This window comes from Mycoplasmopsis pullorum, from assembly GCF_001900245.1.
GTDB lineage: Bacteria > Bacillota_I > Bacilli_A > Mycoplasmatales > Metamycoplasmataceae > Mycoplasmopsis > Mycoplasmopsis pullorum.
Genome location: NZ_CP017813.1, coordinates 261,259 through 273,481, shown reverse-complemented (window position 1 = coordinate 273,481; position 12,223 = coordinate 261,259). Strand labels below are relative to the sequence as shown.

Genomic DNA, 12,223 nt, shown 5'->3' with positions numbered 1-12,223 from the left:
AAAGGATTTTAAGGAAATAAATGAATCGAATTGAAGAACTGCAAAATATTGAAAAAAATCTCCTTTCGCTTGGATTTTGAAAACAAGAAAATTACATCTATGGTTTTAATTATTTGTTTAATGGTGTAGTGTACACCTTGTTTTTATCATTGCATCAAGTCAAAAGATCTAATCCCAAAAGTATGTTTACGTATTGAAAAAAATATCAAGGTCCTCCGTTTCAAAATCCACAAACACCAAGAATAATTTATCTTCATAAAAATATTTATAAAGAATTATTGAGTCCGCGTTTGTTAATTAATAGCAAGTTTCAAAAATGACTCGATCAGATTTTATATTACTATGAAACAGTTATAAAAGAAACAGAGAATTTAACTGACGACTTTTATTTAGATGGATCTGCTTTTTCATTTTTTGGTCAAAAATATCAAATTTTCTGATTTAATAACCAACAAAATGAAGTCCAAATTGATGAACTAAATCGTAAGATTAATGTGTATGTGGAAAATCAAATTTACAAATATATGAGTAAGCGAAATTCATTTTTTATGAGTTTTTTAGAAAATGCTCTCTACTCAAAAATTCAGTCGATACAGAGTAAATGAGAAAAAGAATTGAATTTACCAAGTTCACAAATTGGAATCGCAGCAAAATTGCGAAGAAAAAATGTAATTGCTCAAAATTGAGTTCAAAAAAATCGCATTGAATACATTTTTAAGATGGTTTTTTGAAATCAAATCATAATTGAAAATATTGTTGTACATGAATTATTACATTCGTATTTTAAAAATAATCATTTTTCAAATCCGCATAATGCTCAATTTTATAAAAAAGGTAATGAGTTAATTAAAGATTTTGACCTTTTAGAGAATTTATTGTAAGCAAAATAAAAGCACACATTCTACAATCAGAATATGTGCATTTTTATTAATCAATCACAAATTTATTGTCTTTAATATCCATTAAGTATTTCGCATTTGGTTGAAGTTTGTTTTGGATAATGTCATAAGCAATCACATTTTCCACATTCTTTTGGATGTATCTTTTAATTGGACGAGCTCCGAATTCAGGATCGTATGCATCATCAACAATTTTAGTTATAACACTTTCACTAAAGTCGATTTTAACGTTTTTAGCATCAAAAATTCGTTTTTCAAGTTTTGAAAGTTCAAGTTTAACAATCAGTTTAAGATTTTCCTTGCTTAAAGGTTTAAATGGAACAATTTCATCAATCCGGTTAATAAATTCTGGTTTAAAGAATTTTAATAAAATTTCACGTAATTTAGTTTGGTTAATATCTTTTTTAGAGTTGATTATTTCTTCACTTCCTAAGTTTGAAGTCATAATTACAATTAAATTACGACAGTTGATTTGTTTACCTTTTGAATTTGTAATCATTCCGTTATCTAATAATTGTAAGAATATATTAAGTACATCTTTATGAGCTTTTTCGATTTCGTCTAACAATAAAATTGTGTATGGATTTTTACGGATTCTTTCTGCTAAATTACCTCCGTCATTGTATCCAATATAACCAGCTGGAGCACCAATAATTTTTGCTACTGAATGTTTTTCCATGAATTCAGACATATCTAAACGAATCATTTGTTTTTCACTGTCAAATAATTCATAAGCTAATTTACGAGCTAATTCAGTTTTACCAACCCCAGTAGGTCCTAAAAATAGAAAACTTGCTAATGGTTTATTTGGATCATTAATTGCAGCTTTAGTTCGAATGATAGCTTGCGAAACTAATTCGACAGCTTTTTTTTGTCCAATTAGAACTTCATTTAATTTTTGTTCCATGTTCATCAATTTAGATTTTTCAGTTTCAAGTAACTTATTAACAGGGATTTTAGTTCATTTTGAAACAATGTTAGCCACTTCTTCTTGAGTAACTGTATCACGAACTAATGCTGAATTATCATTTTCAATTTCTTGAGATAAATCGTTGATTTTAGTTTGCAATGATGGAATTTCACTATATTTAATTTTTGATGCTAAAGCATAGTCACCATCATTTTGAGCTAAAGTCATTTTGTGATTCAATGTATCTAATTGTTCTTGTAATTTTGATAAATTATGTAATCTATTTTTCTCTAAATCTCATTTTTGGTTTAATTGATTAATTTGTCCATTAACTGTTTCAATTTGCTCTTTAATCTTATTAATTGCTTCTTTTGAAGCTGTTTTTGAAGATTTAAGAGCAGCTTTTTCCATTTCTAATTTAATTTTTTCGTTTTTAGCTTTTTCTAATTCTTCAGGTTGGAAATTGATTTCTGTTTTTATTGTTGCTGCAGCTTCATCAATTAAATCGATTGCTTTATCAGGTAAAAATCTATCATTAATGTATCTACTTGATAATTCTGCAGCTGCAATTAAAGCATTATCTTCAATTTTAACCTTATGGAATCTTTCTAATCTTTCTTTTAAACCACGTAAAATAGTAATCGTGTCATTAATTGAAGGTTCATTAACATCAATTCTTTGCATTCTTCTTTCGAGTGCTGGATCACTTTCGATATATTTACGGAATTCATCAAATGTAGTTGCTCCAATTAAATGTAAAACACCACGTGCCATTAATGGTTTAATGATATTTGCTGCATCCATACCTGAATCCGCACCAGTTTTACCAGCACCGATTAACATATGAATTTCATCAATGAAAACAATAATTTCATCTTTTTTGTCTTCAATTTCTTTAATTACGTCTTTTAATCTTTGTTCAAATTGACCTTGATATGATGCTCCAGCAATTAAAGAAGCTAAATCCAATTCAATCACTTCACATTTTTTTAAGTGTTCAGGAACTTGATTCTCAATAATTTTACGAGCAAGTCCCTCAACAATAGCGGTTTTACCAACCCCTGGTTCACCAACTAAAATAGGATTATTTTTAGTCTTACGACTTAAAATTCTAATCATTCTTCTAATTTCTTCATCACGACCAATAACTGGTTCTAATTTATTTTCTTTTGCTAAATTAGTTAAATTTCTACCATATTTAACTAATGCACTTTCATTTTTTTCGTATTTCATTTCCATAAATAACAACCTCCTTGCTCGTTGTATATTTATAATTTTACCACAAATTTTAGCAGTCTATACAATTAATTGCTAAATTTTATTTTTTGTTTTTATTTGTGGTTTTCTCTGTTATAATAAGTTAGCTTATTTTGAGATATAAAAATTAATGTCTTGATTTAAGTAATTAATAAAAAATATATAAAAAAGTTTTTTAAAAAATTTTTTTATTATATAATTATTTAGCAACTCACAAGTTGCCCAGGTGGCGGAATAGGTAGACGCAAGGGACTTAAAATCCCTCGGTTGTTAAAGACCGTGCTGGTTCAAGTCCAGTTCTGGGCACCATTAAAAAATGGAGATGCGCTCTTAGCTCAGCAGGTAGAGCAAATGGCTTTTAACCATTGGGTCGGAGGTTCGAATCCTCTAGAGCGTACCATTTCAATATATTTGACCAAGCGACTTTCTAAGTCGCTTTTTTTATGCATTTTTTGTGCTAAAAATGTGCAAATTTGTGAAACAAAAAGAAAAAACTAAGGAAATGAAAAACCAAAATGATAAAATTAATAAGGTATATTTTATTAAATAAAACTAATAAAATTCAATACAATAATCACAAAATTTTAAGGAGAAAAAATGACACCACACATTAATGCAAAAAAAGATGAAATTGCTAAAATTGTTATTATGCCAGGAGATCCTTTAAGAGCTCAATTTATTGCAGAAAACTTTTTAGAACCTGGATATAAAAAAGTAAATACAGTTAGAAATATGTTTATGTTTACTGGAAAATATCAGGGTAAAGAAATAACTGTTGCTGGAAGCGGAATGGGATGTCCATCGATTGGAATCTATTCATATGAATTATTCAATTTTTATGATGTTGACATGATTGTAAGAATTGGTTCAGCAGGTTCATATAAAAAAGATTTAGGTTTATATGAAGTAGTTTTAGCTACAGAAGCATTTGCAGATTCAGATGCTTTTAGACGTTTAGTTTCAGGTAAAGAAGGACGTGTTGTTAGTGCTAATTCTGAAGCGTGTGACCAAATTCGTTCAATTGCAAATGACTTAAATATAAAATTACATGAAGGACGTGTACACAGTTCAGACGTTTTCTATTCTTCGGTACCACTTGAAGAAAGAATTAAAGAATCTGAAGCTCTTTGTGTCGAAATGGAATCATACGCATTATTCACAAATGCAGAAAAATTAGGTAAAAAAGCTGCTTGCTTATTAACAATTAGTGATAACTTAATCACACATGAAGAAACAAGTGCTCAAGAACGTCAAACTGCATTTACTAAAATGATGGAAATTGCTCTAAGATTAGCAAAATAGAAATAAGGTAAAAAATGCGTGTAGTAGATATTATTGAAAAGAAGCGTTTAAATCATTCATTAGATGAACAAGAAATTAAATTTCTCTTAGATACTTATGTTACAGGTCAAACACCTGATTATCAAATGTCAGCATTCCTAATGGCTGTTATGTTTAATGGAATGAACTCATTTGAAATTGCAAAATTCACCGAAATTATGATGCATTCAGGTGACGTGATGGATCTATCAGAAATTCCTGGAATTAAAGTGGACAAACACTCTACTGGTGGTGTTGGGGACAAAACAACTTTATCAGTAGCCCCAATTGTAGCCGCTTGTGGAGCTCCTGTGGCCAAAATGAGTGGACGTGGACTTGGACACACTGGTGGAACAATTGACAAATTAGAATCTATCCCCGGTTTTACTGTTGAATTGAGTGAAGAAGAATTTATTAAACAAGTTAAAGAACACGAAATTGCCGTGGTGGGACAATCAAGTCAACTAGTACCTGCTGACAAAAAAATTTACGCTCTTCGTGATGTAACCAGTACAGTTGAATCGATTCCTTTAATTGCAAGTAGTATTATGTCTAAAAAATTAGCTACAGGTTCAAATGCAATTTTATTAGATGTTAAATGTGGTAATGGTGCATTTATGAAAGATTTAGAAAGTGCTAAAAAATTAGCACAAACCATGATCAACATCGGTAAAGAATTAAATGTTGATGTGCGCGCTGAAATTACCAACATGTCTCGTCCAATTGGACGTGAAATTGGAAACAAAAATGAAGTTTTAGAAGCGATTGCTACTCTTAAAGGTGAAGGTCCTGCTGATTTTACTGAATTAGTCTATAGCTCATGTGCAACTATTTTAGAACAAGCTAAATTAGTAAAATCTCATGATGAAGGACTTCAAAAAGTTAAAGAAGTAATTGAAAATGGTAAAGCATTAGAAAAATTCTATGAATTTGTTCAATTACAAAAAGGTGACGTAGAACAATTAAAAGACAAAAACTTCTGACATCCAGAATACTCAGTTGAAGTTAAAGCTCACGAAGATGGTTTCCTTGAAATTTTTGATGCTCTAACATTCGGAATTGTAGCTATGAAATTAGGTGCTGGTCGTGCAACTAAAGAAGATTCAATTGACAATGAAGCAGGTATTACTTTAGTTAAAAAAACAAATGAACCTGTACAAAAAGGTGATACCATTTTTAAACTTTACTCGTCAAAACCAATTGATTTAGAATTAATTGATGAATTGAAAAATGGTTACAAAATTAACAAAGAAAAAGTTGAAAATAAAATAATTTTAGCTAAATTAAAGTAAAAATGGAGATATTACAAAATGAATTACAATAAAATGATTGATCATACATATTTAAAACCTGAAGCGACACAGAAAGATATTGACAAACTAATTCAAGAAGCAATTCAATATGATGTTAAAACTGTTTGTGTGAATTCTTCATGAGTAAAATATGCTAAAGAAAAATTAGTTAATAGTGGTATTGGAATTACTTCTGTTGTTGGATTTCCTTTAGGTGCTATGATTTCTCAAGCTAAAGCACATGAAGCAAAACTTGCAATTGATCATGGTGCAGACGAAATAGACATGGTTATTAACATTGGTAGATTAAAACAAAAAGACTATGAATATGTTTTAAACGACATTAAAGCTGTTAAATCTGCTTGTGGATCGCACATCTTAAAAGTTATTATCGAAACAGCACTTTTAACTGCCGATGAAATTAAAAAAGCAACTGAAATTGTTTTAAAATCAGGTGCTGAATTTGTTAAAACTTCAACTGGTTTTTCATATCGTGGTGCATCACTTGAAGATATTCAAATTATGAAATCAGTCGTAGTTGATCAAATTGAAATTAAAGCTGCTGGTGGAATTTCTAATTTAGATGATTTAATCGCGATGTACAATGCAGGAGCTACTCGCTTTGGTACTTCTAGAACTGTTTCAATTTTAGAAGGTAAAGAAGCTAAAGGCGGATACTAGAAAACAAAAAAGGATGGTTTAAGTTCCATCCTTTTTCTTTAGCTTGAAAAGATTTTTTCCAATAAAAATTCTCGTTTGATTTCCTGACACTGACCAGTTTGGAGATTTAATGAATCAAGGTGCATGTTACCTATACTTATTCTTTTTAAACTCAGCACTTCGTTACCAACACTTTTAAACATTTTCTTTATTTGATGAAATTTGCCTTCGCTAATTTGAATCAAAACAGTTTTTTTATCCTCTGAATCGAGATATCAAACTTTGCATGGTTTAGCAATTAGATCTTTGTCATATTGAATTCCTGATTCAATTTTTTCACATTCTTCTTGAGTTAAATCTTGTTTTAATTTCACTAAATATGTTTTAGTAATATCTTTTTTACCATGGAATAATTCATGATACATTTTTGTATCATCACTCACTATCATTAATCCTTCTGTGTCCACGTCTAAACGACCAAAAATAATCAAATTTTTTCGTTTTGATGGTACTAAAGTTAAGACTGATAAATATTTATTCTCATCAACGGTCGAACTTACATAATTTTTTGGTTTATTCAAAACAAAATATTCAAATTCTTTGTACTGAATAATTTTGCCATCAAAATTGATCAAATCACAATTAGGATTAATATCAATTGATTTATTTATAGTTATACCATTAACGATAATCTTTTTGCGTTGAATTATTTTTTTGATCTCGCTTCTGCTCAAACCAATTTGATCTGACAAAAATTTTTCGATTCTCATAATAACTATTTTTCAAAAACCAATACCTGATATGGGGTTATTTTTCTATCTAAAAGTTCATATTTCGAGTTAAAAATTAATTTATTACCGCTAAAATCTAAAAAGAAATTTTTCTTGGAAAGGTTATAATAAGCGATCAAATTTCGTTCTTCCAATTTAATTTTAAAAAGAACTAAATTTTTATTAACAAATGATATTTTAACCTTATGTACTTGTGAAATAGGTATTTGCATTTGATAATAAAATTTGTGAACTTTTGATAAAAAGTCAATTAAATATTTTTCCATGTCTAAATTTGCAGAAACAACATCTTTTTCAAAATTAAAATTTTTAATAAGAAAGTTTTTAAAATTAACGTCAAATTTATCAAAATTATTAAAATAATTAATTAAAATCGATGGGCTAATCAAGAATAATAATGTTAATCAAGAAGTAATATAATCAATTGAGTAAAAAGTAGTAATTTGATTGTTATTAATAAATTCACTTAAATAAAAGTTTCAAAATGGACTAATTCCTTTTTTATTGTAGTAAGTGATAGTTTTAAGCACGTCCTTAAAATTTTGTTTTTTAATTTCTACATTGTAGACAATATCAATAAAAACGTTCATTTTTTTGAATTCTTTGAAAAGTTTTTTATCAAAAATTTCTTCTTTGAGTAAAAACTTAATTTTCATATCTAAACTCGCTTTACTCAATAAATAATCCATTTCATTTAAAGAGTCTTTAATATCGTTTTTATTTTTTAAAAAAACAAAATTAGTTAAATTAGTAAACACTATTCCATCAATTAGAAATGATTCTTTAAAATACTTTAAAACATAATAAAGTGACAGTTTAAATTTGTTTTCACCGCTCTCTGATAAATTCAAATTTAAAGCTTGAGTTTTTAAAAAATCAGATACGTCGTATTTTTCTTCTGCGTTTTGTTTTTTTTGAACTCAATAGTTATTTTTTTCTGTTTTTCCAGATTCAAAATCTTTAAAATCTAAAATTCTTTTTAGGTTTGACTCATATTCATAAATATCATTAATATCCATCTCAAAAAAAACAAATAAACCGTTTCGACGAATTTCTGCCAAAAATAATTTGATAGTTCTAATTATTTCTTGCTTATTTTTGATTTGATTTTGATCATTTGAAAATAGGAAATTAAAAATTGCATGAATATTTGGAATTACAACTATTGGTTGAATATGACTTAAAATTTGAATTCTTTCTTTGGTTGAAATCAAGTATTTTTCAATTATTTCTAAATTATTAGATAACAAGATATTTTTATCTAAATAAATGTAGGTTTTGTTACTTTTGTTAGTTTTAAAAAAACCTAATTTTCGCTTAGTTGTTTCCAAAATATTTAATCAAGAAAACTTCGAATGCTTGTTCATCATTTACTCCTTTTGTTTTTAAGTCATATTCTAAATTTGACAATGTATTTATGATTTCTTCAATTTTTCGAACACCAAATTTCATTAGTAAATTGTTTGCTTTTTTAATTCTAAATTCATGTATTTTTAAATAAGTTGCGATTTGTAATAATGTAAAATCTAAATTTTTGAATGAATTGATTTTAGAAGCTAAACAAAATAGTCTCGAAATTTGACCAATCATTTGAAGAATTGTATCACCTTCATGAAGTCTTTCCTTATATTTAGACCAAATCAAAACAAAATCTCCAGATTCGATAGAATTCGAAAAAGCAAAAGTGTCGTCACTATTGTACTGTGGAACACTTTTATTAATTATGTCAATAGTTATATTTTTATCCTCTAATAATAACTTGTCGATTTCTGAAATTATAATACTTAAGTTATTCGGTAAAATCTCTGTTAATAAAAGAGCATCAGAAATAGTTAGTTTACCACCACAAGCATTAACATAATCTACTAAAACTTTTGGTAAGTCTTTATTTTTAATTTTCTTAGTTTCAATTACTTTAAAATTACCGAGAACGAAATTGGTAAAACTATTTTTTGCAATCGTTGTGTCATTGTGAATAAAAACTATTTCATTTTGATCATTTTTTTCTTTTAAATAATTTAAAAAATAATCAATACCTTCAATTTTTGCTTTTGAATCATTAAAAATCGGAAAATCGCGAAATATATATAATTTCGGTTCTGAAAATAAACTAAAAGAACTCATTCTATCGACTATTTCGATCAAATTTGAATAATTATCAAAATCTTCAATATTCAATTTACTAAAATTGTTTTTAATGTTATTAAGTTCTTGATTTATAAAATAAGTTTCTTCGCCAAAAAGTAAATACATAATAAATATATTATATTTACAATTTTTTATTAATACAAATGTTTTTTCATATTATAAATTGTATTGAATTACTCAATGCAACAATTATTGCAAAACCAAATCAATGAAATGTTCAATCAAATTCCAAAATTCATACTCATTTTGATAAAAATTCAAAAATATGATCTACGAACATAAAATAACTGTCTAAAAATTTATAAAAAGGAAAAAAGAATATTGCTATATAAAAAGTAATTTCCATCAATGGACTTAATAGCGGTACATACAAAAAAGTTGTGATATTTAGTTGGTGACGATATCATATATTTAAAAATTGCGAATTAACCTGCACCAAAACAAACAGAATAATGCTCAAATATATTTTCTTTTTGTATTCGAACAAAAATAAAAAGTAAATGCATTGAGAAATTAAAAATGTGTATCAAAAACTCGTATTATAAATTGAATGTGGTATGAACAAGCAAATCGCAATGAATATTTTTGCATTCATAATAAATTTTTGTTGTCGATAGTTTCCAATAAAAGTTCATAAACTTAAAAACAAAAACGACCTGATTGTAGCAATTGAGAGTTTACACATTAAAAAATAAATGGAAATTACTATGAATTTGATTATTTTTTTAGTCATAGGATTTTTAACTTTTTTAAGTAACAAATCTAAGATAAAGTATGCAAAGCTAAAATGCATTCCGCTAACAACAACAAAATGCATAATACCTAATTTAAGAAATGTGTAATAAATTTCTACTTTAAGATCATGGTAACCATATCCAAATACTAAATTAATAAAATATTTTTTGTAATACTTAGGATAATTTTCAAACAAACCTTTAATATGGTGTTGGATAGTTGGAGATGCATTTTTTTCTATAATGTTATCAACCTTTAAAAAACCGATTGTATGAAATGTGAAATAGCTGATTTTGGTTTCGTCTGAGCTTTTGAGAATTTTTATATCTCCACTGTAGCGATATCCCTCTTTTAAATATTGAGATGAAATTAACATATATCGATTAGTATTTCATGAAATTAAATATCCTTTTGGAGTTTTATCTAAAACCAAAAATTCTGATATTTGATGTTTATCATAAAAATAATTAATTGTGTTAATTAATATATATGTTATTAATAAACCTAATAAAGTAACAAAAATTAGTTTATAAGTTTTAGAAAAAAGAATCAATAATATAGCTAATATTATTATTCCGGCACTCATTAAATAATTGAATTCAACTCAATTGTAAATAAATAAAATAATCAAAAATAAATTTAATGTGTAATTTAATTCTCTAGTATTAAATATTTTTGCAATCGCTTGAGTGTAACTGGACCAACTCCTTGTACATTTCCAATATCTTCTCACGTTAAATTTGTGTCCTTATCGTTTTTTAATTTTATGATGGCTTCTGCAATTTTTATTTTAATTCCATATCGGACTAATTCAGATGGTGATGTAATATCATTAAATTTTATTTTTTCGTCTTTAAAAGGAATAAAAATCACGTCATTTAACTTTGCAAAACTACTCAAACTAAACGAACTAATGTCAGATGTTTCGTTTATTTTTGCTTTTAAAAATAATTCTCGATATGTTAGCGGTTGCATTGAAGATACTTTTGCATACTTAACCGCTCCACTTAATTGGTAAACATATTCATTAGTTTTTGTTATGTATTTTTCACTAATAGAGCTTTTTTGAACTAAATTATGATTTGAGATAACTACAGTTACACTTAATGCTAATAAAAGGATAATTAAAATTAAATACATTTTTCAAGGTTTACTATTTTTCATCTCATTATTAATGAGCAATAAAATTCAATTTTCAAAAAAAAAAAAAAAAAAACTTTTTTGGTTTTGGTTTGTAGTTCTTTCGTTTGAGTGTTTGTTTTTTTAGAAAATTGTGGTATTATTTTTTTGACATCGGCTAACAGCGGCCATTTTGGTTGAGGAAAATCCGCACTAGCACGAACTGAGATGTTCGTAGTGTTCATGTCAAGTTTAATAAACTTGAGCCTAGACGACAAGTGCCACAGAGACGAGAATTGTGAAACGGGTAAACTCCATGAGCTAGAAACTAAAATTTTGGTATAGGAATTTTAAATAGGAAAATGAACTTATTTAAAAAATTACTCATGTAATTAGATAAATTGTTAGCACCTTGAATAAAGGTACAGAAAGCGGTTTATAGATGTTATAAAAAAGATAGCATTATCGCTATCTTTTTTATTTTTGTCTTTTTAAGATTCTAAAAAATCTAAAGCACTTACAACCTTAAGTTTTAAGAAATTCATAAAAATTTCAGCTGTTGCTAGTGCAGATAAATAACTGTCACTAATATCATCTCAAGTGTAAGCTAAATCAAAAAATTTGACACAATCGTAAAGTTGGGGATACTTATGTCCTTTTCAATTCCCCTCTAGTTTGGTAACGTTAATTCCCTCATACATTAAATCATATTGCTTAGCTAAAGGGAATTGAATGAATCCACCTCATCTTTTAATATTCAAACCAACAAAATATTCATTTTGTCCACAGAAATTAAATAATTCAATAAAGTCCGAATTAAAATCATCTGAATATGATTCTTGTGTGTTTCGTAATGAATCCTTGCGTTTTTGTGCTAATTTTACTTTACTTAAACCGTGAAAATCCAAAAACTTCTCAGGTTCATTATTTTTATATGAGTAATATCGTGTAAAGTCACCGATCTTTTTAAAAATCCCAGTTTTTTTGTTAATTTCAAATTTAATTGCACTAATTGACAAAACAGTTTCACCAACATCATATCCGTTGGTTTTAATATCTAAAAATACGATTTCTTTAGTATCTGAACTCATT

General features: G+C 27.2%; 11 protein-coding genes, 2 tRNA genes and 1 other RNA gene. 7 read left to right on the top strand and 7 right to left on the bottom strand.

The genetic code is table 4. From position 1 onward, the window contains the following. The first annotated feature begins 20 nt into the window (after positions 1 to 20). Positions 21 to 881 (top strand): YgjP-like metallopeptidase domain-containing protein, encoded by an 861-nt coding sequence (locus tag BLA55_RS01060; protein WP_073372274.1) that lies wholly within the window; start codon positions 21 to 23, stop codon positions 879 to 881. 46 nt (positions 882 to 927) lie between these two features. Here BLA55_RS01060 and BLA55_RS01055 read toward each other — a convergent pair whose 3' ends face one another. Further along, on the bottom strand, positions 928 to 3,048 hold the full coding sequence (locus tag BLA55_RS01055) for an ATP-dependent Clp protease ATP-binding subunit (protein ID WP_073372273.1): 2,121 nt from the start codon (positions 3,046 to 3,048) through the stop codon (positions 928 to 930). A gap of 238 nt (positions 3,049 to 3,286) precedes the next feature. On the opposite strand from BLA55_RS01055, the gene BLA55_RS01050 reads away from it, so the two are divergent. The 5 genes from BLA55_RS01050 to deoC all read left to right on the top strand — a co-directional run bounded on the left by BLA55_RS01050 (position 3,287) and on the right by deoC (position 6,359). Further along, positions 3,287 to 3,375, top strand: a tRNA-Leu gene (locus BLA55_RS01050). Between the two features lie 15 nt (positions 3,376 to 3,390). After that, a tRNA-Lys gene (locus BLA55_RS01045) sits at positions 3,391 to 3,466 on the top strand. A gap of 197 nt (positions 3,467 to 3,663) precedes the next feature. Continuing rightward, positions 3,664 to 4,368: a purine-nucleoside phosphorylase gene (gene deoD, locus BLA55_RS01040; RefSeq protein WP_073372272.1), complete on the top strand. Its 705-nt coding sequence runs from the start codon at positions 3,664 to 3,666 to the stop codon at positions 4,366 to 4,368. Between the two features lie 14 nt (positions 4,369 to 4,382). Beyond that, positions 4,383 to 5,678, top strand: a complete 1,296-nt coding sequence (locus tag BLA55_RS01035) for a pyrimidine-nucleoside phosphorylase (protein WP_073372271.1) — start codon at positions 4,383 to 4,385, stop codon at positions 5,676 to 5,678. A gap of 18 nt (positions 5,679 to 5,696) precedes the next feature. Further along, positions 5,697 to 6,359, top strand: a complete 663-nt coding sequence (gene deoC, locus BLA55_RS01030) for a deoxyribose-phosphate aldolase (protein ID WP_073372270.1) — start codon at positions 5,697 to 5,699, stop codon at positions 6,357 to 6,359. 38 nt (positions 6,360 to 6,397) lie between these two features. On the opposite strand, the gene BLA55_RS01025 is transcribed toward deoC, so the two are convergent. The 5 genes from BLA55_RS01025 to BLA55_RS01005 all read right to left on the bottom strand — a co-directional run bounded on the left by BLA55_RS01025 (position 6,398) and on the right by BLA55_RS01005 (position 11,176). Continuing rightward, positions 6,398 to 7,108: a pseudouridine synthase gene (locus BLA55_RS01025; RefSeq protein ID WP_073372269.1), complete on the bottom strand. Its 711-nt coding sequence runs from the start codon at positions 7,106 to 7,108 to the stop codon at positions 6,398 to 6,400. Between the two features lie 5 nt (positions 7,109 to 7,113). Next, positions 7,114 to 8,499, bottom strand: coding sequence for a hypothetical protein (locus BLA55_RS01020; protein WP_157089900.1), 1,386 nt, complete (start codon positions 8,497 to 8,499; stop codon positions 7,114 to 7,116). Beyond that, positions 8,447 to 9,382 (bottom strand): DNA polymerase III subunit delta, encoded by a 936-nt coding sequence (holA, locus tag BLA55_RS01015; RefSeq protein WP_073372267.1) that lies wholly within the window; start codon positions 9,380 to 9,382, stop codon positions 8,447 to 8,449. Before holA ends, BLA55_RS01020 begins: the two co-directional genes overlap by 53 nt. Positions 9,383 to 9,398: 16 nt before the next feature. Beyond that, positions 9,399 to 10,598 carry a ComEC/Rec2 family competence protein gene (locus BLA55_RS01010; protein WP_073372266.1) on the bottom strand — a complete coding sequence of 400 codons (1,200 nt, stop codon included), beginning with the start codon at positions 10,596 to 10,598 and terminating at the stop codon, positions 9,399 to 9,401. A gap of 65 nt (positions 10,599 to 10,663) precedes the next feature. Next, positions 10,664 to 11,176 carry an MAG0490 family ComEA-like DNA-binding protein gene (locus tag BLA55_RS01005; RefSeq protein WP_157089899.1) on the bottom strand — a complete coding sequence of 171 codons (513 nt, stop codon included), beginning with the start codon at positions 11,174 to 11,176 and terminating at the stop codon, positions 10,664 to 10,666. Between the two features lie 125 nt (positions 11,177 to 11,301). Between BLA55_RS01005 and rnpB the strand changes: the two genes are divergently transcribed. Continuing rightward, an RNA gene (rnpB, locus tag BLA55_RS01000) (RNase P RNA component class B) lies at positions 11,302 to 11,575 on the top strand. A 47-nt stretch (positions 11,576 to 11,622) separates the two neighbouring features. Here the strand turns inward: rnpB and BLA55_RS00995 are convergent. Next, the gene (locus BLA55_RS00995; protein WP_073372264.1) at positions 11,623 to 12,222 is read right to left on the bottom strand and encodes a hypothetical protein; all 600 of its coding nucleotides are present in this window, start codon (positions 12,220 to 12,222) and stop codon (positions 11,623 to 11,625) included. Position 12,223: the final 1 nt, after the last annotated feature.